The organism is Pseudomonas sp. (genome assembly GCF_050739775.1).
Classification (GTDB): Bacteria; Pseudomonadota; Gammaproteobacteria; order Pseudomonadales; family Pseudomonadaceae; genus Aquipseudomonas.
In genome coordinates, this window is record NZ_JBOICA010000019.1 from 16,533 (window position 1) to 43,046 (window position 26,514).

At 61.2% G+C, this 26,514-nt stretch carries 23 protein-coding genes; 12 read left to right on the forward strand and 11 right to left on the reverse strand.

The features are described from left to right. Window positions 1-221 precede the first annotated feature (221 nt). Entirely contained in the window at window positions 222-1,847 is a 1,626-nt protein-coding gene (locus tag ACRESH_RS11845; RefSeq protein WP_431742171.1) for an ABC transporter substrate-binding protein, read from the reverse strand. A gap of 316 nt (window positions 1,848-2,163) precedes the next feature. Then, window positions 2,164-2,877, reverse strand: coding sequence for an SIMPL domain-containing protein (locus ACRESH_RS11850; protein WP_431742172.1), 714 nt, complete (start codon window positions 2,875-2,877; stop codon window positions 2,164-2,166). Between the two features lie 202 nt (window positions 2,878-3,079). Between ACRESH_RS11850 and ACRESH_RS11855 the strand changes: the two genes are divergently transcribed. Beyond that, on the forward strand, window positions 3,080-4,336 hold the full coding sequence (locus tag ACRESH_RS11855; protein ID WP_431742173.1) for an ATP-binding protein: 1,257 nt from the start codon (window positions 3,080-3,082) through the stop codon (window positions 4,334-4,336). Further along, entirely contained in the window at window positions 4,336-4,896 is a 561-nt protein-coding gene (locus tag ACRESH_RS11860) for a response regulator transcription factor (protein WP_038614443.1), read from the forward strand. Before ACRESH_RS11855 ends, ACRESH_RS11860 begins: the two co-directional genes overlap by 1 nt. A gap of 61 nt (window positions 4,897-4,957) precedes the next feature. Here the strand turns inward: ACRESH_RS11860 and ACRESH_RS11865 are convergent, their stop codons facing one another. Together ACRESH_RS11865 and ACRESH_RS11870 are read right to left on the reverse strand one after the other, a co-directional pair. Further along, window positions 4,958-5,149, reverse strand: coding sequence for a hypothetical protein (locus ACRESH_RS11865; RefSeq protein WP_431742174.1), 192 nt, complete (start codon window positions 5,147-5,149; stop codon window positions 4,958-4,960). A 14-nt stretch (window positions 5,150-5,163) separates the two neighbouring features. Next, window positions 5,164-6,804: a phospholipase gene (locus ACRESH_RS11870; RefSeq protein ID WP_431742175.1), complete on the reverse strand. Its 1,641-nt coding sequence runs from the start codon at window positions 6,802-6,804 to the stop codon at window positions 5,164-5,166. A gap of 181 nt (window positions 6,805-6,985) precedes the next feature. Here ACRESH_RS11870 and ACRESH_RS11875 point away from each other — a divergent pair, with 181 nt between their 5' ends. Further along, a complete protein-coding gene (locus ACRESH_RS11875) occupies window positions 6,986-7,927 on the forward strand; it encodes an AEC family transporter (protein WP_431742176.1) in 942 nt (313 codons plus the stop codon). Window positions 7,928-7,978: 51 nt separating this feature from the next. Further along, a complete protein-coding gene (locus ACRESH_RS11880; protein ID WP_431742177.1) occupies window positions 7,979-9,352 on the forward strand; it encodes an amino acid permease in 1,374 nt (457 codons plus the stop codon). Between the two features lie 22 nt (window positions 9,353-9,374). Here ACRESH_RS11880 and ACRESH_RS11885 read toward each other — a convergent pair whose 3' ends face one another. The 6 genes from ACRESH_RS11885 to gatC all read right to left on the reverse strand — a co-directional run bounded on the left by ACRESH_RS11885 (window position 9,375) and on the right by gatC (window position 14,591). Then, a complete protein-coding gene (locus ACRESH_RS11885) occupies window positions 9,375-9,752 on the reverse strand; it encodes a carboxymuconolactone decarboxylase family protein (RefSeq protein WP_431742178.1) in 378 nt (125 codons plus the stop codon). Between the two features lie 10 nt (window positions 9,753-9,762). Next, complete coding sequence (locus ACRESH_RS11890; RefSeq protein ID WP_431742179.1) at window positions 9,763-10,806, reverse strand: calcium/sodium antiporter; 1,044 nt, start codon at window positions 10,804-10,806, stop codon at window positions 9,763-9,765. 62 nt (window positions 10,807-10,868) lie between these two features. After that, complete coding sequence (locus ACRESH_RS11895; protein ID WP_431742180.1) at window positions 10,869-11,240, reverse strand: septal ring lytic transglycosylase RlpA family protein; 372 nt, start codon at window positions 11,238-11,240, stop codon at window positions 10,869-10,871. A gap of 138 nt (window positions 11,241-11,378) precedes the next feature. Next, window positions 11,379-12,824 carry an Asp-tRNA(Asn)/Glu-tRNA(Gln) amidotransferase subunit GatB gene (gene gatB / locus ACRESH_RS11900; RefSeq protein ID WP_431742181.1) on the reverse strand — a complete coding sequence of 482 codons (1,446 nt, stop codon included), beginning with the start codon at window positions 12,822-12,824 and terminating at the stop codon, window positions 11,379-11,381. Window positions 12,825-12,835: 11 nt separating this feature from the next. Next, a complete protein-coding gene (gene gatA, locus ACRESH_RS11905) occupies window positions 12,836-14,287 on the reverse strand; it encodes an Asp-tRNA(Asn)/Glu-tRNA(Gln) amidotransferase subunit GatA (RefSeq protein ID WP_431742182.1) in 1,452 nt (483 codons plus the stop codon). Between the two features lie 16 nt (window positions 14,288-14,303). After that, complete coding sequence (gene gatC / locus ACRESH_RS11910) at window positions 14,304-14,591, reverse strand: Asp-tRNA(Asn)/Glu-tRNA(Gln) amidotransferase subunit GatC (RefSeq protein WP_038614429.1); 288 nt, start codon at window positions 14,589-14,591, stop codon at window positions 14,304-14,306. 203 nt (window positions 14,592-14,794) lie between these two features. Here gatC and mreB point away from each other — a divergent pair, with 203 nt between their 5' ends. The 8 genes from mreB (at window position 14,795) to tldD (ending at window position 25,938) form a co-directional block, all read left to right on the forward strand. Then, entirely contained in the window at window positions 14,795-15,832 is a 1,038-nt protein-coding gene (mreB, locus tag ACRESH_RS11915; RefSeq protein WP_008371426.1) for a rod shape-determining protein MreB, read from the forward strand. A gap of 196 nt (window positions 15,833-16,028) precedes the next feature. After that, window positions 16,029-17,069 (forward strand): rod shape-determining protein MreC, encoded by a 1,041-nt coding sequence (gene mreC / locus ACRESH_RS11920; protein ID WP_431742239.1) that lies wholly within the window; start codon window positions 16,029-16,031, stop codon window positions 17,067-17,069. Continuing rightward, window positions 17,069-17,557 (forward strand): rod shape-determining protein MreD, encoded by a 489-nt coding sequence (mreD, locus tag ACRESH_RS11925; RefSeq protein WP_431742183.1) that lies wholly within the window; start codon window positions 17,069-17,071, stop codon window positions 17,555-17,557. The genes mreC and mreD overlap by 1 nt, the downstream gene beginning before the upstream one ends. Before the next feature lie 34 nt (window positions 17,558-17,591). After that, entirely contained in the window at window positions 17,592-18,197 is a 606-nt protein-coding gene (locus ACRESH_RS11930; RefSeq protein WP_431742184.1) for a Maf family protein, read from the forward strand. A gap of 80 nt (window positions 18,198-18,277) precedes the next feature. Continuing rightward, window positions 18,278-19,735 carry a ribonuclease G gene (gene rng / locus ACRESH_RS11935; protein ID WP_431742185.1) on the forward strand — a complete coding sequence of 486 codons (1,458 nt, stop codon included), beginning with the start codon at window positions 18,278-18,280 and terminating at the stop codon, window positions 19,733-19,735. Window positions 19,736-19,820: 85 nt separating this feature from the next. Beyond that, entirely contained in the window at window positions 19,821-23,630 is a 3,810-nt protein-coding gene (locus ACRESH_RS11940; protein WP_431742186.1) for a YhdP family protein, read from the forward strand. 14 nt (window positions 23,631-23,644) lie between these two features. After that, entirely contained in the window at window positions 23,645-24,496 is an 852-nt protein-coding gene (locus tag ACRESH_RS11945) for a carbon-nitrogen hydrolase family protein (RefSeq protein WP_431742187.1), read from the forward strand. 2 nt (window positions 24,497-24,498) lie between these two features. Further along, window positions 24,499-25,938, forward strand: a complete 1,440-nt coding sequence (tldD, locus tag ACRESH_RS11950; RefSeq protein ID WP_431742188.1) for a metalloprotease TldD — start codon at window positions 24,499-24,501, stop codon at window positions 25,936-25,938. Between the two features lie 42 nt (window positions 25,939-25,980). Here tldD and yjgA read toward each other — a convergent pair whose 3' ends face one another. Further along, window positions 25,981-26,502: a ribosome biogenesis factor YjgA gene (gene yjgA / locus ACRESH_RS11955; RefSeq protein ID WP_431742189.1), complete on the reverse strand. Its 522-nt coding sequence runs from the start codon at window positions 26,500-26,502 to the stop codon at window positions 25,981-25,983. Window positions 26,503-26,514 lie beyond the last annotated feature (12 nt).

Consider the following 26,514-nt stretch of genomic DNA (forward strand, 5'->3'; position numbering starts at 1 on the left):
TCCATGGCGCACAGCCGTGCGAATCGCGCCGACTGCGACGCTGCCTTGACGGTAGGGCCGTCAGGACGCTGTCGGTAGGTACGATTACGCAAAGATGTGTAGGAGGTGTCCGGTAGGGCGCGCGACGTTTCCGTGTCGATGCGCTAACGGCTGACCTGCCAGGCCATCAGGCTACGGCCCCTGGTGCCGTACGGCATCAGCGGGGCCGGGGCCGGTGGCTGCTATTGGCTTACGCTGACCCCATAGAAGGAGTTCAAGCCAAACGGGCTGATCTTGAAGTCCTGTACGGTGCTGCGCATAGGTTGATACACCGTCGAGTGAGCAATCGGTGTCATTGGCACCTGGTCTTTGAGGCGATGCTGGGCTTGTTTGTACAGCTCGGTACGTTTGGCCTGGTCGGAGGTAGCCTTGGCCTGCTTGATCAGATCGTCATAAGGCTTGTCGCACCATTTGGAGAAGTTGTTGCCGGCAACAGCGTCGCAGCCGAACAGGGTGCCGAGCCAGTTGTCCGGGTCACCGTTGTCACCGCTCCAGCCAATCAGCATGGCGCCGTTCTCGCCACCCTTGGAGCGCTTGATGTACTCGCCCCACTCATAGCTGACGATCTTGGCATTGATACCGATCTTCTTCCAGTCGGACTGGAGCATCTCGGCCATCAACTTGGCGTTGGGGTTGTACGGGCGTTGCACTGGCATGGCCCACAGGGTGATCTCTGTGCCCTCCTTGACCCCGGCTTCTTTGAGCAGCTGCTTGGCTTTTTCCGGGTCGAACGGCACGTCCTTGATGGTGGTGTCGTAGGACCATTGGGTTGGCGGCATGGCGTTGACCGCCAGTTGGCCGGCACCCTGGTACACCGACTGGATGATTTCAGGCTTGCTCACAGCCATGTCCAGAGCCTGGCGGACCTTGAGCTGGGCCATGGGGTTGGCTTCGTTGCTGCCTTTGATCTTGTCCATCACGTTGTAGGCGATGTAACCGAGGTTGAAGCCAGCCTGGTCGGGCATCTTCAGGTTCGGGTCAGCCTTGAGCGGCTCGATGTCAGCGGGGCGGGGGAAGAGGGTGACCTGGCATTCGTTCTTCTTGAGCTTCTGCATACGCACCGAGGCGTCGGTGGTGATGGCGAAGATCAGGTTGTCGATCTTCACGTCATCGGGCTGCCAGTAGTCCTTGTTGCCCTTGAAGCGGATCTGCGCGTCTTTCTGGTACTTGCTGAACACGAACGGCCCGGTGCCGATCGGCTTCTGGTTGATGTCGGCGGGCTTGCCTTCCTTGAGCAGATGCGCGGCGTATTCGGCCGACTGGATCGAGGCGAAGCTCATGGCCAGGTTCTGGATGAACGCGGCGTCGACACCATTGAGGGTGAACTTGACCGTGTGATCGTCGACCTTCTCCACCTTGGCGATGTTCTTGTCCATGCCCATGTCGGTGAAGTACGGGAACTCGGTCGGGTAGGCCTTACGGAATGGCATGTCCTTGTCGAGCATGCGATTGAAGGTGAACAGGACGTCGTCGGCGTTGAATGCACGGGTTGGCTTGAAGAAGTCGGTGGTATGGAACTTGACCCCTTCGCGCAGGTGGAAGGTGTAGGTCAGGCCGTCTTCGGAAATGTCCCAGCTGGTCGCCAGGCCCGGAATCACAGCAGTACCGCCGCGCTCGAACTGGCTCAGGCGGTTGAAGACAGTCTCGGCTGAGGCATCGAAGTCGGTTCCGGTGGTGTACTGGCCCGGGTCGAAGCCAGCGGGGCTGCCTTCGGAGCAAAACACCAGATTAGTCGCCGCGAGGGCGGAAGGTGCGCCGGCAAGCAAGCTTGCGCCGACTAGAAACGGAATGACCGCGTGTTTGAGCATGGTGGCCTCATTGTTGTCATTTTTGGTTTTGAGGGGGCCTTGTGAGCCGACCTGCGGATACTTATGCAGGCCCCATACCCAATGCAACACTCAAAGGGATGTGTAGCGACAAACAGTGGGACGAACGTACAGGAATGTCGCATCCGTATAATTTTTTACGGAGTTGAACGTTTGCGAGTGGGTGATTCAGTATGTTTCGTAGACGTTACATGTCGGCGTGGTCACGTCTGGCACCAGAGTAGTGCATGGAGTTGCTACGCGTAACAGTGTTCGTGGCAGCCGCAACTGCCACGAAACAGCACAAAAGTAACGTTACTCAGGGCATCTGAACTTCGATGGTACCGTCGGCGCTGAGGCTGACCTGGCTGGTGCCTGCTTCGATGTCCGGGGTAGGCGCGGCGTCTTCAGCCATGCCGGCTTTCATCATCATTGGCGCACTACGCGCATAGGGATGCGGATAGCCGCTGCTATTGAGGTTGAGGTTGACCACTTTGTAGCCTTTGCCACCCAGTGCTTCGCTGGCCAGTTGCGCGCGGGCCTTGAAGGCATTGACTGCATCCTTGAGCAGCTCATCTTCGCTGGTCTTGCGCGTGGCCGGGGCGATGGAGAAATCCATGCCGCCCATTTTCAGGTCCTGCAGCAAGGTCCCGGTGAGCTTCGACAAGGCCGGGAAATCGGCACTTTCCAGACGCAGTTCGGCGCGCTCACGCCAACCGGTGATCTTCTGGCCCTTGTTGTCATAGATCGGGTAGCTGTTGCGGCTGCCCTGGCTGATCTTCACTTCCTTGACCTCGCGGGCCTGTTGCACCGCCTTGTTCATGGTCTCGGTGATTTCTTTGGCCAGCTTGCCCGGGTCGGTATTCTGCGCTTCGCTGTACAGGGTCACGATCATCAGGTCGCGCGATACTTCCTTGCTGACTTCAGCGCGCAGCGAGACCTGGTTGTAACGTGGCTCTTGTGCCCATGCTGGGAGGCTGGCGAGCAGGCTGGTGGCCATCACGAGGGCAGCGCTGCGACGGGAATTAAGCATGTAGGACTCCTTGAAAATGAGGCGTGGACACTGACTAATCCTTTCCACGCAGGCCCATGAGACTCGCAAGAGTGTAGTGAGGTTCAAAAAGGCCATCATTGTTGTGTAAAAAAGTGTGGCGCTTTGCCGCATCTCTGCAGACCAAGGTGCAGCTTCGGTATACTCGCCACGATTCGCCCTGGAGCACTCATCAGGAGAGCTCATGCTCGCCCCCGTACAACTGCTGTCCGCTACCCGTCAGAACCTTTGGCGCCTGACTTTCATCCGCATTCTGGTACTGGCCGCCCAGGCAGGCTCGGTGGGCGTTGCCTACTGGACCGAACTGCTGCCGCTGCCATGGGTGTCGCTGGTTATCACCCTGGGTCTGTCGAGCTTGCTGTGTGCTTTCACCGCCCTGCGCCTGCGCCTGTCGTTGCCGGTCACGGAGCTGGAATACGCCCTCCAGTTGGCCTGTGACCTGTTGATCCACAGTGCCTTGCTGTATTACTCCGGGGGCTCGACCAACCCCTTCGTTTCCTATTATCTGGTGCCGTTGGCCATTGCCGCGGTGACCTTGCCCTGGGTCTATTCACTGGTCCTCTCGGGTATCGCCCTGGCGGCCTACAGCTTGTTGCTGGTGCAGTTCTACCCGCTGGAGACCTTCCCCATGGCGCGGGAGAAAATGCAGGTCTATGGCATGTGGTTGAGCATTGCCCTGGCAGCTGCGGTGATCACCTTCTTTGCTGCGAAAATGGCCGAAGAGCTGCGCCGTCAGGAGCAACTGCGTGCCGAGCGACGCGAAGAAGGCCTGCGCGATGAGCAACTGCTGGCTGTTGCGACCCAGGCCGCCGGTGCTGCCCATGAACTGGGCACGCCGCTGGCGACCATGAGCGTGTTGATCAAGGAAATGCGCCAGGACCACAACGACCCGTTGCTACAGGAAGACCTGGCCGTGCTGCAGGACCAGGTCAAGTTGTGCAAGGAAACCCTGCAGAACCTGGTGCGGGCCGCAGAAGCCAACCGGCGTATGGCGGTGGAAGATCAGGAGGTCACGGCCTGGCTGGATGAAGCCCTCAATCGTTGGCACCTGATGCGCCCCGAGGCCAGCTATCGCTTTCAACGTCTGGGGCTGGGCAGTGTACCGCGCCTGGCGCCTCCGCCGGACTTGACCCAGGCGTTGCTGAACCTGTTGAACAATGCCGCCGATGCCTGTCCGGACGAACTTGAAGTGCGCCTGGACTGGGATGCACAAGATATGGTGATCAGCATCCGTGACCATGGTCCGGGTGTGCCGGTGGCCATTGCCGAGTCGATCGGCAAACCTTTCTTTACCACCAAGGGCAAAGGTTTCGGCCTGGGCCTGTTCTTGAGCAAGGCCAGCGTGACCCGTGCTGGCGGCTCGGTAAAACTCTATAGTCATGAGGAAGGCGGAACGCTCACCGAGCTGCGCCTGCCGCGTGACGCGCGAGGAGATGTGTAATGAGTGATGAAATCCAGGTTGAAGGCGAAGAACTCCCGCACCTGTTGCTGGTAGATGATGACGCCACCTTTACCCGGGTCATGGCACGAGCCATGAGCCGCCGTGGTTTTCGCGTGAGCACGGCGGGTTCCGCCGAAGAGGGCTTGCTGCTGGCTCAGCAGGATGTGCCGGACTACGCAACCCTGGACCTGAAGATGGATGGTGACTCGGGCCTGGTGTTGTTGCCCAAGCTGCTCGAACTCGACCCGGAAATGCGCGTGGTGATCCTTACCGGTTACTCAAGCATCGCCACTGCCGTAGAGGCCATCAAGCGTGGGGCCTGTAACTACCTGTGCAAACCGGCCGATGCCGATGACGTACTGGCTGCGTTGCTGTCCGAGCATGCTGACCTGGACAGCCTGGTACCGGAAAACCCGATGTCGGTCGACCGCCTGCAGTGGGAGCACATTCAGCGGGTGCTGACCGAGCACGAAGGCAACATCTCAGCTACAGCCCGCGCCCTGGGCATGCATCGGAGGACCTTGCAGCGCAAATTGCAAAAGCGTCCGGTGCGGCGCTGAAGGCCTCACCACGGGGCAAGCCCGCTCCTACCAGGTGGAGCGGGCTTGCCCTACGATAAATCTACTTGGTGCCTAGGATCGTCCGATCCACCCGCACCGCCTGCTGCCCGGTCCCGGGCGCTGCATCAAACACCACCTTGCCCGTCTCAGCCAACTTGGCCCGGCCAATCACTACGCCATCGCGCAGCAGTTCCAGTGGTACATCCTTAAGTGACTGGCCCGACGCCAGCTCGATGTTCAGGGTAATGCTCATAGGTGATTTCCTTATCACTGATGATGATCGATATAGGTTGTGGTGCCGGCAGCGAGCGCAGCAATCAGTTCCGGCGAACCGCCGCGAAACTGCCGGAACAGGTGGCGCGAGGTGGATTTTCCCGAGTTGTCCACTGGTACCGTCAAGGTCGGCTGGAAGCGGTCGTTGAGCTCGGCGTAGTCACTCCAGGGGCCGATGTACGATTCGTTCAGGCCGTTGACCATGCTCACTGCATAACGCACGGCGTGGCCGGGCAGCCAGTTCGGCGGGCTCGGCACCTGGGTCTGCCAGCCGTCGGCGTGAATGCTTGGCGCAGCAGCAGGGGCTTCGAGGTAGCCGCTGGGTTTGTTCGGCGTGTAGTTCTTAAGCAACAGGTAGGTGCTCCAGCCCCACCAGTTGTCGATCTGGGCCTGATCATTGAGGTTGCTGACATCGGCGCGGCGCATCAGCTTGCCGTTGCGCATGGCGAACAAAGGCGCGAAGTTGCCCGGCACCTGATCTTCAACGACGGCCTGCAGGTCGGCTGCAACGCGCAAGGCGCCGTAACTGTCTGGCGTTGGCAGGGTGCCGGTGTTGAAGGCCTGGAAAACTTCATCGGCAGACTTCTGCACCGCCTCGGCGATCTGTTTGCGGTTGGCCACATCGATGGTGTCGAAGTAGCGCTTGTCGCCATAGCCGCGCCAGGTATCGCCCTGGGCATTGCGCAGCACCAGGCCGTATTTACTGTCTTCGTCGTGCATGAAGCGCGAGATCAGCGAGCCGAGGTCGGCTGGGGTGACGTTGTCCTTGATTGCCTTGCGCGGTACCCGCACATGGCCGGCCGAGAACAGGTCGGTGAGGAAGTGGTCGGCGAAGGCGTTCATCGCGTAGGCCAGTTCCAGCTGCCCGACATCGCCACTGGCCCGTGCTTTCATGGCCTGATGCAAGGCGCCAGTGTGCCCGGCGATATAGGCGAGCAGCGCCCATTCACCGAAGTGGTCCCAGTTGCTGGCAGCCAGTTTCAGGTAGCGGCCCAAAGGGAACATCGGCGAGACGAAGCTGCCGCCACCGGTGATCTTGTTCCATTCTTCCGAGAGGCTGTCGCCCAACTGGTCGTACGCTTCATGCGGCTGGCGACCGTCTTTGATTGCTTGGTTGGCGGCGGCAATTTCCCGCTGCATTACCGCAAGGATCCTGCCAGCTTCGTCTCGGGAGGCGGGCAGTACGGCCAGGGAATCAAAGGCGGCGGCAAAGCGTTCGACCCGTTCCTGGGCGGTGGCGCCATCTGCAATCGGTCGCTCGGGGATGCCATAGAAGTCGCCGCCCAAGGCAGCGATCTGGCCATAGCTCAAGGTCAGGCCGTTGGGCAGATGCAAGGCGACTTTCCAGGCCTCAATCGGCGCGCTGTCGGCACTGAAGCGCAGCAGGGTATTGTCGCCGATGGCGATGTGTTCGCCGCCTTCGAAACGCAGTACCGGTTTGCCACTGGCTGGCGGTTTGGCTGGCAGGCCGAGGCGGTGATACTTGATGGTGTGATGGCCATCGAGCACCAGCACTACGCGGGCGTCGGGGCCAGGGATTTTGATGCCGTCAACGCTGAAGAGGGCATCGAGGTCGGCGACCACGGTGGTGGCAAGCGCCGGTTGGGCGTGCGGCCCGGTTTGCATACCTGACATGTTCAACTCCTTTGAGATGTCGTGAGTTTCCGTAAGTAGCTGTATATGCATACAGTGATTCAAACTGTATCCGAACCGCTCCCTATGTCAACAATTTTTTTTCTTACGCCAGAATGCCATTCATCAACTGGTGGCTGGCGTATCATTAGCCCCCTAACGACAGCCAACGGGACCGCCCTGCATGCTCGCCCTTTTTCTCCAGACGCTGAACATCACGGCGCCGGTGTTTGCCATGTTGTTCATGGGCGTGCTGCTCAAACGCATCAATGCGATCAACGATGGCTTCATCCATACCGCCTCGGCGCTGGTGTTCAATGTCTGTATGCCGGCGTTGTTGTTCCTGGGGATCTACCACGCCGATCTGACCTCAGCCGTACAACCGGGGCTGCTGCTTTACTTTGCAATCGCGACCTTGCTTGGCTTTGGCCTGGCTTGGGGGATGGCGATCTGGCGCTGCCCACGGGATGACCGCGGGATCTACACCCAGGGCGCGTTTCGCGGCAACAACGGGGTGATAGGGTTGGCCCTGGCCGCGAGCATGTATGGCGATTACGGCATTTCGCTTGGCGCGATCCTCGCCGGCTTGGTGATCCTGCTCTACAACTCGCTGTCGGTGGTGGTGCTGGCGGTATACAGCCCGAGCGCCAAATCCGACCCCTGGAGTATCTGCAAGAGCATCCTGCGCAACCCGCTGATCATCAGCGTGTTGCTGGCGGCAGTGCTGGCTTACGGGCAGGTAGCACTGCCGAACTGGCTGCTGACCTCCGGCGACTACCTGGCACAGATGACCCTGCCGCTGGCGCTGATCTGTATTGGTGGCACCCTGTCGCTCGCTTCGTTGCGCCAGAGTGGCGGACTGGCCTTCAGTGTCAGTCTGCTGAAAATGGTCTGGCTGCCGTTGCTCGCCACCCTTGGCGCCGTTGTCTGTGGTTTTCGGGGGGCCGAGCTGGGTATCTTGTTCCTCTACTTCGGTAGCCCGACGGCGGCGGCCAGCTATGTCATGGCCAGGTCGAGCAATGGCAACCATGAGTTGGCGGCGGCAATCATCGTCATAACTACCCTGATGGCCGCTATTACCACCAATATCGGCATCTTTTTCTTGCAGTGGGGCGGCTGGATCTAGATTCTGTAAGAAAATAATTCCAACACTGCCTCTTACCTTCGAGGACACTTCATGCAAGACGAGATCACCCCAGAGCGGTTACACCGCGGGCTGAAGAATCGCCATATCCAGCTGATCGCGCTGGGTGGCGCCATCGGCACCGGTCTGTTCCTGGGTATTGCCCAGACGATCCAGTTGGCCGGCCCGTCCGTGCTGCTGGGTTACGCCATTGCTGGTCTGATTGCCTTTTTCATCATGCGCCAGTTGGGTGAGATGGTGGTCGAAGAACCGGTTTCCGGGACCTTCAGTCATTTTGCTCACCGCTACTGGAGTGAGTTCGCCGGGTTCATGTCCGGCTGGAACTATTGGGTGCTGTACGTGCTGGTAGGCATGGCCGAACTCACCGCCGTGGGCATCTATATCCAGTACTGGTGGCCAGGCTTTCCTACCTGGGCGACGGCGGCAATCTTCTTCGCCGTGATCAACCTGATCAACCTCAGCCAGGTGAAAGTCTTCGGCGAGATGGAGTTCTGGTTTGCCCTGATCAAGGTCGTTGCCATCGTCAGCATGATTGCCTTTGGTGGCTACCTGTTGATCAGCGGCACCGGTGGGCCCGATGCCAGCGTGGCCAACCTGTGGCAGTTCGGCGGCTTCTTCCCCAATGGCGTCAGCGGCCTGATGATGGCGCTGGCGGTGATCATGTTTTCCTTTGGCGGCCTGGAGCTGGTGGGTATCACCGCCGCCGAAGCCGACAATCCCAAGTACAGCATTCCGCGGGCCACCAATCAGGTGATCTATCGCATCCTGATTTTCTACATTGGCGCCCTGGCAGTGCTGCTTTCGCTGTACCCGTGGCAGAAAGTGGTGCAGGGCGGCAGCCCCTTCGTGATGATTTTCCATGCCCTGGACAGCAATCTGGTGGCCACCATCCTCAACCTGGTGGTGCTGACGGCGGCCCTGTCGGTCTACAACAGTTGCGTGTATTGCAACAGCCGCATGCTGTTCGGCCTGGCGCTGCAGGGCGATGCACCCAAGCGTCTGCTCAAGGTCAACGCCCGCGGCGTGCCGTTGGCGGCTTTGGGGGTCTCGGCGCTGGCGACTGGGCTGTGCGTGGTGATCAACTACCTGATGCCGGCTGAAGCCTTTGGCCTATTGATGGCGCTGGTGGTGTCGTCGCTGGTAATCAACTGGGGCATCATCAGCATCACCCACCTGAAATTCCGCCGCGCCAAGCAGGCCGCTGGCGAGACGACGTTCTACAAGAGCTGGGGCTATCCGCTGAGCAACTATGTCTGCCTGGCCTTCCTTGCCCTGATCCTGGTCATCATGTACCTGACCCCAGGCATCCGTATTTCGGTGCTGTTGATTCCGGCGTGGTTGGCCGTACTGGGTGTGGCCTTCTGGCTGAAGAAAAAGGGCCACAAGACCGCCGTCACTGCCGACTGACGGCCTGGTGCGCAGTGATCGATCAGCTCTTCTGGTAGTTGTCGATCACTTCCTGGGCGGCGCGAAATGCATCGATGGCCGCCGGCACGCCGGCGTACACCGCGCAATGCAATAGCGCTTCGCGAATCTCTTCGACACTGCAGCCATTGTTCAGGGCGCCACGTACGTGGCCCTTGAGCTCCTGTGGGCACTTGAGTGCCGTCAGCGCGGCGAGGGTGATCAGGCTGCGGGTTTTCAGCGGCAAGCCTTCGCGACTCCAGACACTGCCCCAGGCATGTTCATTGACGAAGTCCTGTAGTGGCTGAGTGAACTCGGTGGCATTTGTCAGTGCGCGATCGACAAAAGCATCGCCCATGACCTGGCGGCGGACCTGTTCGCCGGTTTTGGTGTTGTCGCCCATGTTGTTTTCCTTAGTGTTGGCGGCGCCAGGCGTGCAGGGTCGTGTACAGCAGCAACGCCCCGAGCACTGGCAGTGCATAGAACAGCATCAGTTTTTCCAGGCGGGTGGCCAGCGGCATGCCGGTGGTGAAGGCCACCACATGCAGGCCATAAGCCAGGTACAAGCCAAGAAACACCAGACCTTCGGCGCGGGTTACCCGGTAGCCCGAGTAGAACACCGGCAGGCTCAAGGCGGCGACGCCAAGCATCACCGGCAGGTCAAAATCCAGGGCGTTGGGCGAGATCGACAGTGGCTCGGGTGCCACCAGCGCAGTCAGGCCGAGCACGGCCAGGAGGTTGAACAGGTTGCTGCCGATGACGTTGCCCACGGCGATCTCCCGTTCGCCGCGCAGTGCGGCAATCAGCGAGGTGGCCAGTTCCGGCAGCGAGGTGCAGACCGCGACCACCGTCAGGCCGATGACACGTTCAGACAGGCCCAGCTCGCCCGCCACTTCGACGGCGGCTTCAAGCAACAGGTGTCCGGCTGCGCTGAGCAAGCCCAATCCGGCCAACATCAGCAGCAGGCTGGTGATCCAGAATCCGCCCCCCTGTTGCGGTCGTGGACCGGGGGCAGGGAAGGTGCGGGCATAGTGACGCGACTGGTGCCAGAGGATCGCCAGGTAGGCAAAAAGGCCGAGCAGCAGCAACGCACCTTCAAGGCGGCCAAGCAGTTCATTGAGTGCCAGCAGGTAGACCAGCAGACTGGCGCCGATCATCAGCGGGATATCCAGGCGTACCAACTGGCGCGAAACGCGCAATGGAATGATCAGTGCGGCCAGGCCCAGGGTGACCAGGATGTTGAAAATGTTGCTGCCAATCACGCTGCCCACCGCCACATCCGGGGCGCCGGTGTAGGCCGCTTGCAGGCTGACGGTAAGCTGCGGTGCGCTGCTACCGAAAGCCACCAGGCTCAAGCCGATGATCAGCGGACGGACCTGCAAGCTGGCTGCCAGGCGCAGGGCGGAGCGCACCAGCAGCTCGGCACCGGTGATGAGTAGCAGCAAGCCGAAGGCCAATTGCAGCAGGCTGAAGGTGGGTAAGGCGGCCAGGTCGAAAATGGTCGTGCTCCGTTACAGGGTCAGTCGCTGAGACTTTGTACCCGTACGCGAGCCGTTCCGCTACGGATCATCCCCAGTTTTTCTGCGGCGGCGCGGGACAGGTCGATCAATCGGCCGCGGGTGTGTGGGCCACGGTCGTTGATGCGCACGACCACGCTACGGTCGTTGTTCAGGTTGGTGACCTGGACCCGGGTACCGAAGGGCAAGCTGCGATGGGCGGCGGTCATGGCATTCTGATTGAAGGGTTCGCCACTGGCGGTGCGTTTGCCATGGTGACGGGAGCCGTAATAGGAGGCGGTGCCAGACTTGTCGTAACCGCGAAGATCGATATCGTGGCTGGCGCAGCCGGCCAGCAGGGTAAAGAGTGCGAGTGCGCTAATGGGACGCCACATGTATCCAGTTGCTCCGAAGTGTGGCTTTCGCCTGTAGGAGTCGGCGTTGCCGGCGATGGGCTGCAAAGCAGCCCGGGAAGCTGGCAAGGTGCTGCCTTGCATCGCCGGCAACGCCGGCTCCTACAGCGCGATTTGCGATTACCCTTCGAGCTTGCTCTTGAGCAATTGGTTCACTTGCTGCGGGTTGGCCTTGCCCTTGGAGGCTTTCATGGCCTGGCCGACGAAGAAGCCGAACATCTTGCCACGCTTGGCTTCATCGGCGGCGCGGTACTGCTCGACCTGCTCGGCGTTGGCCGCCAGCATTTCGTCCAGCACCTTCTCGATCGCACCGCTGTCAGTCACCTGTTTCAGGCCTTCGGCCTCGATGATCTGGTCAGCATCACCTTCACCGGCAGCGATCTTCTCGAAGACCACCTTGGCGATTTTGCCGCTGATGGTGTTGTCGAGGATGCGCTGCAGCATGCCGCCCAGTTGTGCGGCAGTGACAGGTGCCTGATCGATTTCCAGGCCAAGCTTGTTGAGCAGGCTGCCCAGCTCGACCATGACCCAGTTGGCGGCCAGCTTGGCATCGCCACACACGGCCACTACCTGTTCGAAGTAGTTGGCTTGCTCGCGGCTCGAAGCCAGCACGTTGGCATCGTAGGCCGACAGACCGAACTGACTCTGGAAGCGCTCGCGTTTCTGCGGCGGCAGTTCCGGCAGGGTGGCACGAAGGGAGTCGAGGTAAGCGCCCTCGATCACCACCGGCAGCAGGTCCGGATCGGGGAAGTAACGGTAGTCGTTGGCTTCCTCCTTGCTGCGCATCGAGCGCGTCTCGTCCTTGTTCGGGTCGTACAGGCGGGTTTCCTGGGTGACCTTGCCGCCGTCTTCGATCAGTTCGATCTGACGCTGGATTTCGGTGTTGATTGCGCGCTCGATGAAGCGGAACGAGTTGACGTTCTTGATCTCGCAGCGGGTACCGAACTCGGCCTGGCCTTTGGGGCGTACGGAGACGTTACAGTCGCAACGCAGCGAGCCTTCGGCCATGTTGCCGTCGCAGATGCCCAGGTAGCGCACCAGGGCGTGGATGGCCTTGACGTAGGCCACGGCTTCCTTGGCGTTGCGCATGTCCGGCTCGGAAACGATTTCCAGCAGGGGGGTGCCGGCACGGTTCAGATCGATACCGGTGGAACCGCTGAAGTCTTCGTGCAGGCTCTTGCCAGCATCTTCTTCAAGGTGCGCACGGGTGATGCCGACGCGTTTGACCGTGCCGTCTTCGAGGGCGATGTCCAGGTGGCCCTTGCCGACGATCGGCAGCTCCATCTGGCTGATCTGGTAACCCTTGGGCAGGTCGGGGTAGAAGTAGTTCTTGCGTGCGAACACGTTGTGCTGAGCGATCTCGGCGTCAATCGCCAGACCGAACATGCAGGCCATGCGCACCGCTTCCTGGTTGAGCACCGGCAGCACGCCGGGCATGCCCAGGTCGATCAGGCTGGCCTGGGTGTTCGGCTCGGAACCGAAGGTGGTGGCGCTGCCGGAGAAAATCTTCGACTGGGTGGCGAGCTGGGTATGAATCTCCAGCCCGATGACAACTTCCCATTGCATGTGGTGATCCCTCAGAAGCCGGTAGGTGCGCGAGTATGCCAATCAGTCACTTGCTGATAGCGGTGCGCGACGTTGAGCAGGCGGCCTTCCTGGAAATACGGGGCGAGCAGTTGCACGCCAACCGGCAGACCATCGACAAAACCGGCCGGCATCGACAGGCCCGGCAGGCCCGCCAGGTTGGCGGTAATGGTGTAGACGTCCTCCAGGTATTCTGCGACCGGGTCGTTGTTCTTGGCGCCGATCTTCCAGGCCAGGTTTGGCGTGGTCGGGCCGAGAATCACGTCGACGTCGTTGAAGGCGGCCATGAAGTCGTTCTTGATCAGGCGGCGAATCTTCTGCGCCTGCAGGTAGTAGGCGTCGTAGTAACCGGCCGACAGGGCATAGGCACCGACCATGATCCGGCGCTGAACTTCGATACCGAAGCCTTCGCCACGGGAGCGCTTGTACAGGTCGGTGAGGTCGACCGGGTTCTCGCAGCGGTGGCCGAAACGCACGCCGTCGAAACGCGACAGGTTGGATGAGGCTTCGGCCGGGGCGATCACGTAGTAGGCCGGAATCGCGTGCTGCATGTTCGGTAGACTGATTTCCTTGACCACGGCGCCGAGCTTTTCCAGCTCCTTGACGCTGGCCTGGACCAGGTCGGCGATGCGTGGGTCGAGACCGGCGCCGAAGTATTCCTTCGGCAGACCGATGCGCAGGCCTTCGAGCGAGCCGTTGAGGCTGGCGCTGTAGTCCGGCACCGGCTCATCGATGCTGGTGGAGTCCTTGGCGTCGAAACCGGCCATGCCTTGCAGCATCAGCGCGCAGTCTTCGGCAGTGCGGGCGAGTGGGCCGCCCTGGTCGAGGCTCGAAGCGTAGGCGATCATGCCCCAGCGCGAAACACGGCCATAGGTCGGTTTCAGCCCGGTCAGGCTGGTCAGCGCCGCTGGCTGGCGAATCGAGCCACCCGTGTCGGTGGCCGTGGCCGCTGGCAGCAGGCGCGCCGCAACGGCCGCCGCTGAACCACCTGAAGAACCACCTGGAACGTGTTCCAGGTTCCACGGGTTTTTTACCGCGCCGTAGTAGCTGCTCTCGTTGGCAGAACCCATGGCGAACTCGTCCATGTTGGTCTTGCCCAGGGTCACCGCGCCGGCTTCGGCCAGTTTGCTGACCACGGTGGCGTCATACGGCGCCTTGAAGTTGTCGAGCATCTTCGAACCGCAGCTGGTGCGGATGCCCTGGGTGCAGAACAGGTCCTTGTGGGCGATCGGGGCGCCGAGCAGGGGGCCGTTCTCACCGGCGGCGCGACGTGCGTCGGCGGCGCGGGCCTGGCTGATGGCCAGCTCTTCGGTGATGCTGATGAAGCTGTTGAGTTGCGGGTCGAGCTGGTTGATTCGCGCCAGCAAGGTGCGGGTCAGCTCTTCGGAGGAGAAACTCTTGTCGGCGAGTCCGCGGGCGATCTCGGCCAGGGTCAGTTGATGCATGGCAGGCTCTATTCCCTTACTCGATGACTTTCGGAACCAGGTACAGGCCGTTTTCCGTCGCCGGGGCGATGGCCTGGTAACTGTCGCGATGGTTACTTTCTGTTACTACATCAGCGCGAAGGCGCTGATTGGCTTCCAGCGGGTGCGCCAGTGGCTCTATGCCAGTGGTGTCGACTGCTTGCATCTGGTCGACCAGTCCCAGAATACTGTTCAGGGCATCGGTAGTGCGTGGCAGATCGGCTTCATTCAGGCCCAGTCGGGCCAGATGAGCGATCTTTTCCACGTCGCAGCGTTCAAGCGCCATGGGGATCTCCTGGGAAAACAAAAAACGGATTTGGTCCGCGATAGAGGAACATGCTGGCAGATTTACGGTCATAAGGCCGCGATTGTGCGCTGGCTTGCTCGGAAAACTACCAATTTAACATATTGGCGCCTTGCCCAAAATCCCCGCCGTTGTTAGAGTTTGCCGCACTTTTTTACCCACGCGTTGCCTAGGGTCACTTTCCCATGTTCAAGAAACTGCGTGGCATGTTTTCCAGCGATCTTTCCATCGACCTGGGCACTGCCAACACCCTTATTTACGTGCGTGAGCGCGGTATCGTCCTGAATGAGCCCTCGGTTGTGGCCATTCGTACTCACGGCAACCAGAAAAGTGTCGTCGCGGTAGGTACCGAAGCCAAGCGCATGCTGGGCCGTACACCCGGCAACATTGCTGCCATTCGTCCGATGAAAGACGGCGTGATCGCCGACTTCAGCGTTTGCGAAAAAATGCTGCAGTACTTCATCAACAAGGTGCACGAGAATAGCTTCCTGCAGCCAAGCCCGCGGGTACTGATTTGTGTGCCGTGTAAATCGACCCAGGTCGAGCGTCGCGCCATTCGTGAATCGGCGCTGGGCGCCGGTGCCCGCGAAGTGTTCCTGATCGAAGAGCCGATGGCTGCCGCTATCGGTGCCGGCCTGCCAGTCGAGGAAGCCCGTGGTTCGATGGTCGTCGACATCGGTGGTGGTACCACTGAAATCGCACTGATCTCCCTCAATGGCGTGGTTTATGCCGAATCCGTCCGTGTCGGTGGTGACCGCTTCGACGAAGCGATCGTGACCTACGTGCGCCGTAACTACGGCAGTCTGATCGGCGAATCCACCGCCGAGCGCATCAAGCAGGAAATCGGTACTGCCTATCCAGGTGGTGAAGTGCGTGAAGTCGATGTTCGCGGCCGTAACCTGGCCGAGGGCGTGCCGCGTGCCTTCACCCTCAATTCCAACGAAGTGCTTGAAGCACTGCAGGAATCCCTGGCGACTATCGTTCAGGCGGTCAAGAGCGCCCTGGAACAATCGCCACCGGAGCTGGCTTCGGACATCGCCGAGCGCGGCCTGGTGCTGACCGGTGGTGGCGCCCTGCTGCGCGACCTGGACAAGCTGCTGGCCCAGGAAACCGGCCTGCCGGTGATCGTCGCCGAAGACCCGCTGACCTGTGTTGCCCGTGGCGGTGGCCGCGCCCTGGAAATGATGGACAAACACACCATGGACCTGCTCTCCAGCGAGTAAGCTGGCTGCAGCAAACATGCCGCCCGGTTTACAGGTAGTGCCCGCAGTGCTACCTGTATGTGCTGGGCTGACGTCCGTGTGGGCGTCATTTTCCGTCAATCCACAAGCAGGCCGGTGCGTTGCCGTATGAATGACCTCTTGAATCGTCGTCCACGAGGAGCGGCTTATTAAACCGCTTTTCGCCAAGGGCCCTTCGCTGGGCGTGCGCCTGCTGGTGCTGGTTGTGCTGTCGATCACTCTGATGGTGGTCGATGCGCGCTTCACCCTGCTCAAACCGGTACGCAGCCAGATGGGGCTGGTGCTGATGGAGTCCTATCACATCACCGACTTGCCGCAGAGCCTGTGGCAGGGTATCGCCAGCCAGTTCGGCAGCCGCACAGAGCTGATCGCCGAGAACGAAAAACTCAAGACCGAAGCCTTGCTGATGCAAGGGCGCGTGCAAAAACTGGCCGCCCTGACCGAGCAGAACGTGCGCCTGCGCGAGCTGCTCAATTCGTCGGCATTGGTCAATGAGAAGGTCGAGGTCGCCGAACTGATCGGTGTTGACCCCAACCCGTTTACGCACCGTATCCTGATCAACAAGGGCGAGCGCGATGGCGTGGTCCTTGGCCAGCCGGTGCTCGACGCCCGCGGCCTGATGGGGCAGGTGGTCGAGCTGATGCCCTATACCGCGCGGGTTTTGCTGCTGACCGACACCACCCACAGCATTCCGGTACAGGTCAACCGCAACGGCCTGCGGGCGATTGCCAGCGGCACGGGCAACCCCGAGCGCCTGGAGCTGCGCCATGTCGCCGATACGGCGGACATCAAGGAAGGCGACCTGCTGGTCAGCTCGGGCCTGGGGCAGCGGTTCCCGGCCGGTTACCCGGTGGCCACGGTCAAAGAAGTGATTCACGACTCCGGTCAGCCGTTTGCCATTGTCCGGGCGATTCCTACTGCCGCACTCAATCGCAGCCGTTACCTGTTGCTGGTGTTCACCGACAGCCGTACCCCCGAGCAGCGTGCCACTGATGCCGCCATGGCCCAGGAGGCTGCCGATCGTCAGGGGTTGCCTGGCAATGCCGAGGCAACACCGCCTGGCGCAGCTGCAGCCACTGCGGCGCCCCCCCCCGGTACTGCTCCGGTAACGTCCGCCAACGCCGGCCAAGCACCTGCTGCGCCGCCGCTGGCTGTACCCACGGCAACCCCGGCTGCAGCCAGCGGCACTGCCCCGACCCCTTCCCGGGAGAGACACTGATGGTGAGTACACGCAGCCGAAACGGCTGGGTAGTCTGGCTGACTTTCGTGCTTGGCCTGCTGCTCAGCGTTTCGCCGTTGCCGCAGTTCATGGAAGTCTTGCGGCCCATGTGGTTGGCCTTGCTCCTGGCTTTCTGGACCCTGGCCCTGCCGCACAAGATCGGCATGACCACGGCCTTTGTCCTGGGCCTGGCCGAGGACGTGCTGTACGGCACGTTGCTGGGGCAGAACGCCCTGGTGCTGACCCTGATCACCTTCCTGGTGTTGACCTTGCAACAACGCCTGCGGATGTTCCCGATGTGGCAGCAAAGCCTGGTGATCCTGGTGATCTTCGGTCTTGCCCAGCTGGTGCAGCTATGGCTGAGCGCCCTGACCGGAAACCGCCTGCCGACTCTGGCGCTGATCTGGTCGGCGGTCATCAGCGCCTTGCTCTGGCCGTGGATCAGCTTCGCCCTGCGCGGGCTGCGTTTGCGCCTGAGCATCAACTGAGCCCGCTTCCCGACGTTGACAGGGAGAAGTCACGATGACCCCGCTGTACCTGGCCTCCGGTTCACCCCGCCGTCGGGAATTGCTGACCCAGATCGGCATTCCTTTCACGACGCTCAGCGCCTCGGTCGACGAAAGCCCGCTGCCCGATGAAGCCGCGCCGGCTTACGTCGAGCGCCTGGCGCGGGCCAAGGCAAACGCCGGACTGGCCGCGCTGCTGCCCCTTGATGCGAGTGCGCCCCTGGCGGTGCTGGGGGCTGACACTGCTGTGGTGCTCGATGGGCGGATCCTTGGCAAACCTGTCGGTCGTGACGATGCTCTGGCCATGCTGGCCTTGCTGTCGGGCCGTGAGCATCAGGTGCTCACGGCCGTTGCGGTCGCCGATCAGCAGCGCTGCCTGAGCGTATGCGTCGTCAGCCAGGTACGCTTGCGGCAGATTTCTACCCAGGAAGCACAAGCCTACTGGGCCAGCGGCGAGCCGCTGGATAAAGCCGGCGCCTATGCCATCCAGGGTCTGGGTGCGGTGTTCGTGCAGCGTATCGAAGGCAGCTATTCGGCAGTGGTTGGTTTGCCGCTGAGCGAAACCGCCGAGTTGCTGGGACAATTCGCCATTCCCTGTTGGCAACCGCTGTCGGCCCGTTGAGCGAGGACAGACAAGAGCGCTGCTAGCCAGTCGCCCGTGAGCGATCCATCATTACTGAAGTCCTTTGACGAGAGCCAGCCATGAGTGAAGAGATTCTGATCAATATCACACCGATGGAATCACGCGTGGCGGTGGTGGAGAACGGTGTTCTTCAGGAAGTGCATGTTGAGCGTACCCAGCGGCGCGGGATTGTCGGCAACATCTACAAGGGCAAGGTGGTTCGCGTGTTGCCAGGGATGCAGGCAGCGTTCGTCGACATCGGCCTGGACCGCGCAGCCTTTATCCACGCCTCGGAAATCTCCCAGCGCGAAGGCTCCTCGGTGGAGAGCATCAGCGCCCTGGTGCATGAAGGCCAGAGTCTGGTGGTGCAGGTCACCAAGGACCCCATAGGTTCCAAAGGCGCGCGGCTGACGACCCAATTGTCGATTCCTTCGCGTTACCTGGTGTACATGCCGCGTACCAGTCATGTCGGTATTTCCCTGAAGATCGAAGACGAAGCCGAACGGGAACGCCTCAAACAGGTGGTTACCGACTGCGTCGCCGAGGAAAACATCGAGGATGCCGGCGGCTTTATCCTGCGTACCGCGGCCGAGGGCGCGGGCGCCGATGAAATCCTCATGGACATTCGTTACCTGCGCAGGCTCTGGGATCAGATCGGTGCCCAGATCAAGACGGTCGGCGCGCCAACGGAAATCTACGAGGACCTGGGCCTGGCCTTGCGTACCTTGCGCGACCTGGTCAACCCGAAAATCGAGAAGATTCGCATCGACTCTCGGGAAACTTTCCAAAAAACCACGCAGTTCGTCGGCGAACTGATGCCGGAAATCGCCGACCGCCTTGAGCACTACCCGGGCGAACGACCGATCTTCGATCTTTATGGCGTGGAAGACGAGATCCAGCGTGCGCTGGACCGCAAGGTGCCACTCAAGTCCGGAGGCTACCTGGTGGTCGATCCGGCGGAAGCGATGACCACCATCGACGTCAACACCGGGGCGTTTGTTGGCCACCGCAATCTGGAAGAGACGATCTTCAAGACCAACCTGGAAGCGGCCACCGCGATTGCCCGGCAACTGCGCCTGCGCAATATCGGCGGCATCATCATCATCGACTTCATCGACATGGAAGATGAGGAGCACCAGCGCCAGGTGCTGCGGACCCTGGAAAAGCAGCTCGAACGCGACCACGCCAAGACCAACATCATCGGTATTACCGAACTCGGTCTGGTGCAGATGACGCGCAAGCGTACCCGGGAAAGCCTTGAGCAGGTGCTGTGCGAGCCCTGCCTTTGCTGCCAGGGGCGCGGCAAGCTGAAAACCCCGGAGACAGTTTGTTACGAGATTTTCCGCGAAATCCTGCGCGAAGCCCGTGCCTACGAGGCTGAAGGTTATAGAGTGCTGGCTAATCAGAAAGTGGTGGATAGGCTGCTGGATGAAGAGTCGGGCAATGTGGCCGAGCTTGAGACCTTCATCGGCCGAACCATTCGTTTTCAGGTCGAGTCGATGTACTCCCAGGAACAATACGATGTGGTGCTGCTCTGAGGTCTGAATGCATCGGGCTGCTGCAAGGGCTGGCAAAGCGCCCGGTTGCGGTCATAGTTAAGGCTCGAGTTGGAGGGCCATTGCCATGGAACGTCTGATCCGCGTTCTGGGCGCGATGACCCGCTGGGGCCTGGGGATCTGTGCCTTGCTGGCTGTGCTGATGGCGCTGTATGTCAGCCTTGGCCGGCAACTGGTGCCGCTGGTGGCCGAATACCGCGCCGAAGTCGAAGACAAAGCCGAAAAGGCCTTGGGCTTGCCTGTGCACATCGGTAGCCTGGAGGGGCGCTGGAGCGGCCTGGCGCCGGTGCTGGTGGTAAACGATATCCAGGTTGGCGAGGGAGGCTCGGCGTTACGCCTGGACGGGGTCAAGGTGGTGCCGGATCTGTGGGCCAGCCTGAGCGAGCGTCGGCTGCGCCTGGCTAACCTGGAAGTGGGTGGCCTGCACCTGAGCCTGCATGAAGATGAGCAGGGCGCCTGGACCCTCGACGGTCTACCGAAAACCGATGACCAGCCGCTGGATCCGCAACAGTTGCTGGAGCGCATGCAAACGGTGTCGAAGATCACCGTGCTCGATAGTCAGGTCACCCTCGAGCCGTTCCAGCGCGATCCGATGACCCTTACTTACGTCAACCTCGGCTTGCAAACCGGTAGCATTCGCCAGCGTCTGGATGTGCGCCTGACCTTGCCCGACGGTCAGCCCGTGGCCATGAGTGTGCGTAGCCGCGTGCGTCCGGCGCACTGGCGTGATGGTCAGCTTGATGCCTACCTCAGCTTGCCCCAGAGCGACTGGGCACGCTGGTTGCCGCCGCGGTTGCTGGGGCAATGGCAGGCAAAGGAGCTTAAAGCCGGGGGTGAGTTCTGGCTGAACTGGAGCAAGGGCCAGCTGCAAAGCACCGTGGTTCGCCTGAATGCACCGCAATTGCGCGGCGCGTATGCCGGTCGTGAAGAGGCCAAGGTGGAAAACCTTGCTCTTAATGGCTGGTTCCAGCGCCGGGAACAGGGTTTTGATGTGCAGTTCGATTCGCTGGCCATGAGCCTGGGCAAGACCCGCTGGGAGTCGCACCTGCAACTGAACCAGAGCGCAGCCAGTGAGGCGGGCGAAGAAACCTGGAAGGTCCAGGCCGATCGTCTGGACCTGACGCCGCTCACGCCGCTGATCGAGTCGTTGGTGCCCTTGCCAGAGAAGGTCATGGCCGTGGTCCAGGGGCTGAAGGTCAAAGGCAGCCTACGCAATGTCCAGTTGGATATTCGGCCCAAGGCCACCGGGGATCAGCGCCTGAATTTTGCCGCCAATCTCGAACGGGTGGGCTTCAGTGCCTATCACGGTGCGCCGGCGGCGGGGAACGTCAGTGGTAGCATCAGCGGTGACCTGGGCCATGGCGAATTGCGCCTGGACACTGACGCTTTCATGCTTCATCTGTACCCGATTTTCGCCAAACCCTGGAACTACCAGAAAGCCAATGCGCGCCTGACCTGGCGCCTGGATCAGGACGGCTTCACGCTTATTGCACCCTACCTGAAGGTGCTGGGCGAGGAGGGCAAGATTGCCGGTGACTTCCTTATCCGCCTGCTGTTCGATGATGCCCGTGAAGATTACATGGACTTGCGTGTCGGCCTGGTCGACGGCGATGGTCGCTACACCGCCAAGTACCTGCCCGAGGTCCTCAGTTCGGCGCTGGATGAATGGTTGCGCACCGCCATTCTCAAGGGCGCGGTCGACGAAGGCTATTTCCAGTACCAGGGCTCGCTCAACCACGGTGCTTCCGAGCAGGCACGCAGCATCAGCCTGTTCTTCAAGGTCCATGATGCCGCGCTGGACTTCCAGCCAGGCTGGCCGCAGGTGCAGCAGGTTGATGGTGACGTGTATATCGACGACGATGGCGTTCGAGTCAATGCCAAGCGCGGGCAATTGCTCGATACCCAGGTCAGCGATGTGCAGGTCAACATTCCCCACGTCGCCAGTGGTCTACACAGCCACATGTACCTGGAGGGGGCATTCGCCGGTGGTCTGGGCGATGGTATGAAAATCCTCCAGGAAGCGCCGATCAGTACTGCCGCACTGTTCGCGGGCTGGGAAGGTCAGGGTAGCCTCAAGGGCAAGCTCAAGCTCGACATCCCCTTGGCCAAGGGTCAACAACCGCAAGTGGTGGTGGATTTCGACACCAGCGATGCGCGCCTGAAGATTGCCGCTCCGGTACTTGAACTGAATAAACTCAAGGGCGCGTTCCGCTTCGACTACGGCAAGGGGCTCAGCGGCCAGAACATCAGTGCGCGGCTATTCGACAAGCCGTTTACCGCGCAGATCTTTGCCGAGGGCAAGCCCGATGAGCTGCAAACGCGGGTTGAAGCCAAGGGCCAGGTGACACTTTCGGCCCTGACCCAATGGCTGCAGGTCAAGCAGGCCTTGCCGCTATCCGGAGAGCTGCCGTTTCAACTGCAGCTCAACCTGGGTAGCCGTGATAATGGGCTCAAAGTCGACTCCAGCCTCAAGGGTCTGGCCGTCAATCTGCCTGCGCCGTTCGGCAAGACGGCCGAGGAAACCCGCAACAGTCAGTTTGGCATGACCCTGCAAGGGCCTGAACGACGGTTCAATTTCCGTTATGCCGATGTCGCCAACATGCTCTATGCCGCGCCCATGGACAAGCTCGACCAGGGGCGTGGCGAACTGGTGTTTGGCAGTGGCAATGCGCAACTGCCAAGCGCTCAGGGTGTACAGGTACGCGGAAAACTGGCTGAACTGGACCTTGCGCCCTGGCAGCAGCAAATGGACAGTCTGGCCGGCAATGACCCAGGCGGCAGTGCCCGCCAGCTTTTGCGCGGTGTTGACCTGAGCATTGCTCGGCTCAAGGGCGTCGGCCTTGAACTGAACCAGGCGGTGGTACGTCTGGTGCGCAACCCGAACAACTGGGTGTTGCGCCTGGACAGCAAGGAGGTCATCGGCAACGCGCGTCTGCCTGACGCCAAGGGCGCGCCGCTGGTGGTGAACTTGCAGACCATTCACCTGCCGCCACAAGATCCGGCTGAGGTGATCGTGCCCAACGCACCCGACCCGATGGCTGCGATCGATCCGCGCAAGATTCCTTCCATCGACCTCAGTATCGACAAGTTGTACCGTGGCGATGACTTGCTCGGCAGCGCAGCGCTCAAGGTGCGTGCGACCGCCAAGGGTATCGCCCTGAATGATCTGGACCTCAACCTCAAGGGCCTGCAGATTGACGGCAATGGCGCTTGGGAGGGCGCACCAGGGGCCAGTGGCAGTTGGTACAAGGGGCGCATTGAGGGCAAGAACCTGGCCGACGTGCTCAAAGCCTGGAATTTTGCCCCGACTGTCACCAGTCGCGATTTTCGTATGGATGTCGACGCGCGTTGGCCAGGATCGCCAGCCTGGGTCAGCCTTGGGCGGCTCTCCGGCAGCCTCGATGCTGCCTTGCGTAAAGGCCAGTTTGTTGAAGTCGAAGGTGGCGCCCAGGCGCTACGGGTGTTTGGTCTGCTCAATTTCAACTCCATTGGCCGGCGTTTGCGCCTGGACTTCTCCGACCTGTTCGACAAGGGTTTGAGCTACGACCGGGTCAAAGGTCTGCTGGTGGCCAGCGAAGGCGTTTATGTAACCCGCGAGCCGATCACCGTGACTGGACCGTCGAGCAATTTCGAACTCGACGGTACCCTGGACATGGTGCGTGACCGAGTGGATGCCAACCTGCAGGTGACCTTGCCAGTGACCAACAACCTGCCGCTGGCGGCCTTGATTGTCGGCGCACCAGCAGTCGGCGGTGCATTGTTCCTGGTCGATCGCCTGTTGGGTGACCGAGTGGCGCGTTATGCCAGCGTGCACTATCGCGTCGAAGGTCCGTGGAAAGAGCCTAAAATCAGCTTTATCAAACCGTTCAACAAGTAACCTCGGGAGCGCCAATGAAGTCAGCAGTGATCCAGATGGTCAGCCAGAGCAATATCCCGGCCAACCTGGAGCAGGTTCGGCGGTTGCTTGAGCAGGCAGCTAAAGGCGGTGCGCGCCTGGCCGTGTTGCCTGAAAATTTCGCCGCCATGGGCCGTCGCGACAGCGCCGCCATCGGTCGTGCCGAGGCGCTGGGCGAGGGGCCGATATTGCCTTGGTTGAAACAGACCGCCCGCGACCTCAGGTTATGGGTGGTGGCTGGTACCTTGCCCTTGCCGCCGGCCGGACAGCCTGAGGCCAAGTCCCATGCTTGTTCGTTGTTGATCGATGAGCATGGCGAAACCGTTGCGCGCTACGACAAGCTGCACCTGTTCGATGTCGATGTGGCTGACAACCGCGGACGCTATCGCGAGTCTGATGACTATGCCCATGGCAGCCAGGTGGTGGTCGCGGATACCCCGGTCGGACGTCTGGGCTTGAGCGTATGCTATGACTTGCGCTTTCCGGAGCTGTACAGCGCCTTGCGCGCTGCCGGGGCCGAACTGATCAGTGCCCCTGCAGCGTTCACTGCCGTGACCGGGGCGGCGCATTGGGAAGTGCTGATTCGCGCCCGGGCGATTGAAACCCAGTGTTATGTTCTGGCCGCCGCTCAGGGCGGTACCCACCCGGGGCCACGGGAAACTTACGGTCATGCGGCGATCGTTGATCCCTGGGGGCGTATTGTCGCCGAACAGGCCAGCGGCGAGGCCGTGCTGCTGTGCGAACGCGACAGCAGCGAACAGGCGTCCATTCGGGCGCGGATGCCGGTGGCCTTGCACCGGCGCTTTTTCTCGCAGGACGCCTTGCGGCCTGCGCACACCTCGGAGTGACTATGAGTGAGATGCTATCCACTGTCAGCGAGCACCTGCTGGCGCCGGGGGGACTGACCCTCGACAGCCTGCAGTCAGTGCTGGGTGAGTTGGCCGGGCCGGGCATCGATGCCGCCGACCTGTATTTCCAGGGGCAGATTTCCGAGTCCTGGGCACTCGAAGACGGGATTGTCAAAGAAGGCAGTTTCAACCTCGACCAAGGCGTGGGCGTACGTGCCCAGTCCGGCGAGAAGACCGGTTTTGCCTACAGCAACGCCATCAACCTTGAAGCCCTGACCTCGGCTGCCCGTGCCGCCCGTTCGATTTCCCGCGCCGGGCAGAATGGCAGTGTCCAGGCTTTCAAGAGCCAGGATGTCACCCAGCTCTATGGCGCCGACAACCCGCTTGAAGTGATCAGCCGGGCCGAGAAGGTCGAGCTGCTCAAGCGTGTCGATGCGGCCACGCGTGCCCTGGATCCGCGTATCCAGCAAGTCACCGTGAGCATGGCCGGGGTCTGGGAGCGCATCCTGATTGCCGCTGCCGATGGCAGCCTGGCCGCGGATGTACGTCCGCTGGTGCGTTTCAACGTCAGTGTGATTGTCGAGCAGAACGGTCGGCGTGAGCGCGGCGGCCATGGTGGTGGCGGTCGAACCGACTATCGCTATTTCACCGACGAACGGGTCATGGGTTTTGCCCGTGAGGCCTTGCGCCAGGCGCTGGTCAATCTGGAGGCGATTCCGGCACCGGCTGGCACCTTGCCGGTGGTCCTCGGCTCCGGTTGGTCCGGCGTATTGCTGCACGAGGCGGTGGGCCATGGCCTGGAAGGTGACTTCAGCCGTAAGGGCAGCTCGGCCTACAGTGGCCACATGGGCGAGAAGGTTGCCTCCAGCCTGTGCACCATCGTCGATGATGGCACCCTGGAAGGTCGCCGCGGCTCGTTGAGCGTGGATGACGAAGGCACGCCAACCGAATGCACCACGCTGATCGAGAACGGCATTCTCAAGGGCTACATGCAGGACAAGCTCAACGCCCGACTGATGGGCATGGCAGTTACCGGCAACGGTCGCCGCGAGTCTTACGCGCACCTGCCAATGCCACGCATGACCAACACCTACATGCGTGCCGGGGAAAGCGATCCGCAAGAAATCATTAAGTCGGTCAAGCGCGGTATCTACTGTGCCAACCTGGGCGGTGGCCAGGTGGATATCACCAGTGGCAAGTTTGTCTTCTCCACCAGCGAAGCCTACCTGATCGAAGACGGCAAAATCACAGCACCGGTCAAGGGCGCGACCTTGATCGGCAACGGTCCGGAAGCCATGAGCCGGGTGTCGATGGTAGGGAACGACCTGTCCCTGGACAGTGGTGTGGGAACCTGTGGCAAGGATGGTCAGTCGGTGCCGGTTGGCGTGGGCCAGCCGACCCTGAAGATCGATGCGATCACCGTCGGTGGCACGGGCGCATGAAGTTGAAACCGGGCGGGCAGGGCGCCTGCCCGGTCGCGAGGCTCAACGCAGGCCGCGTTGAACTTCGTCCAGGGTGCGAATGTACTTGAAGATCTTACGGCTGGCGCTAGGCGGCTTGTTGGTTTTCAGCTCATGCTGGGCCTGGCGGATCAGCGAGCGCAGCTGCTGGCGGTCGGCTTGCGGATACTCCTGGACGAATTTCTCCAGGACTTCGTCGGTGCCGTCGATCAGCCGGTCGCGCCAGCGTTCGAGGCCGTGGAAACGCTCGTTGTACTGGCGCGAGGAGGCGTCGAGCTGGTCAAGAAGCGCAGTGATCGCGTCAATGTCCTGGTCACGCATCAGCTTGCCGATGAATGATCTATGACGCCTTTTCGCTTCGTTTGCCGTGTGCTTCTTGTGCTCTTCCAGGGCCGCGCGCAGTTCGTCGGTCAACGGCAGTTTAGCCAGGGTGTCGGGCTTGAGCGTGGTGAGGCGCTCGCCCATATCGACCAGCGCCTGCATCTCGCGCTTGATCTGGGTTTTGCTTTTTTCGCCGTCAAAGGCGGTGTCGTAAGAATCAACCATGGGGGCAGTCCG

Bases quoted from the DNA above. Each gene is read 5' to 3' on its own strand.
- rng (WP_431742185.1), top strand. From the start codon at position 18,278: ATGAGTGAAGAGATTCTGATCAATATCACACCGATGGAATCACGCGTG.
- ACRESH_RS11845 (WP_431742171.1), bottom strand. From the start codon at position 1,847: ATGCTCAAACACGCGGTCATTCCGTTTCTAGTCGGCGCAAGCTTGCTT.
- mreD (WP_431742183.1), top strand. From the start codon at position 17,069: ATGGTGAGTACACGCAGCCGAAACGGCTGGGTAGTCTGGCTGACTTTC.
- ACRESH_RS11855 (WP_431742173.1), top strand. From the start codon at position 3,080: ATGCTCGCCCCCGTACAACTGCTGTCCGCTACCCGTCAGAACCTTTGG.
- ACRESH_RS11930 (WP_431742184.1), top strand. From the start codon at position 17,592: ATGACCCCGCTGTACCTGGCCTCCGGTTCACCCCGCCGTCGGGAATTG.
- ACRESH_RS11870 (WP_431742175.1), bottom strand. From the start codon at position 6,804: ATGTCAGGTATGCAAACCGGGCCGCACGCCCAACCGGCGCTTGCCACC.
- ACRESH_RS11940 (WP_431742186.1), top strand. From the start codon at position 19,821: ATGGAACGTCTGATCCGCGTTCTGGGCGCGATGACCCGCTGGGGCCTG.
- ACRESH_RS11895 (WP_431742180.1), bottom strand. From the start codon at position 11,240: ATGTGGCGTCCCATTAGCGCACTCGCACTCTTTACCCTGCTGGCCGGC.
- ACRESH_RS11880 (WP_431742177.1), top strand. From the start codon at position 7,979: ATGCAAGACGAGATCACCCCAGAGCGGTTACACCGCGGGCTGAAGAAT.
- mreB (WP_008371426.1), top strand. From the start codon at position 14,795: ATGTTCAAGAAACTGCGTGGCATGTTTTCCAGCGATCTTTCCATCGAC.
- ACRESH_RS11860 (WP_038614443.1), top strand. From the start codon at position 4,336: ATGAGTGATGAAATCCAGGTTGAAGGCGAAGAACTCCCGCACCTGTTG.
- gatB (WP_431742181.1), bottom strand. From the start codon at position 12,824: ATGCAATGGGAAGTTGTCATCGGGCTGGAGATTCATACCCAGCTCGCC.
- ACRESH_RS11945 (WP_431742187.1), top strand. From the start codon at position 23,645: ATGAAGTCAGCAGTGATCCAGATGGTCAGCCAGAGCAATATCCCGGCC.
- ACRESH_RS11865 (WP_431742174.1), bottom strand. From the start codon at position 5,149: ATGAGCATTACCCTGAACATCGAGCTGGCGTCGGGCCAGTCACTTAAG.
- gatC (WP_038614429.1), bottom strand. From the start codon at position 14,591: ATGGCGCTTGAACGCTGCGACGTGGAAAAGATCGCTCATCTGGCCCGA.
- gatA (WP_431742182.1), bottom strand. From the start codon at position 14,287: ATGCATCAACTGACCCTGGCCGAGATCGCCCGCGGACTCGCCGACAAG.
- tldD (WP_431742188.1), top strand. From the start codon at position 24,499: ATGAGTGAGATGCTATCCACTGTCAGCGAGCACCTGCTGGCGCCGGGG.
- yjgA (WP_431742189.1), bottom strand. From the start codon at position 26,502: ATGGTTGATTCTTACGACACCGCCTTTGACGGCGAAAAAAGCAAAACC.
- ACRESH_RS11875 (WP_431742176.1), top strand. From the start codon at position 6,986: ATGCTCGCCCTTTTTCTCCAGACGCTGAACATCACGGCGCCGGTGTTT.
- ACRESH_RS11850 (WP_431742172.1), bottom strand. From the start codon at position 2,877: ATGCTTAATTCCCGTCGCAGCGCTGCCCTCGTGATGGCCACCAGCCTG.
- ACRESH_RS11885 (WP_431742178.1), bottom strand. From the start codon at position 9,752: ATGGGCGACAACACCAAAACCGGCGAACAGGTCCGCCGCCAGGTCATG.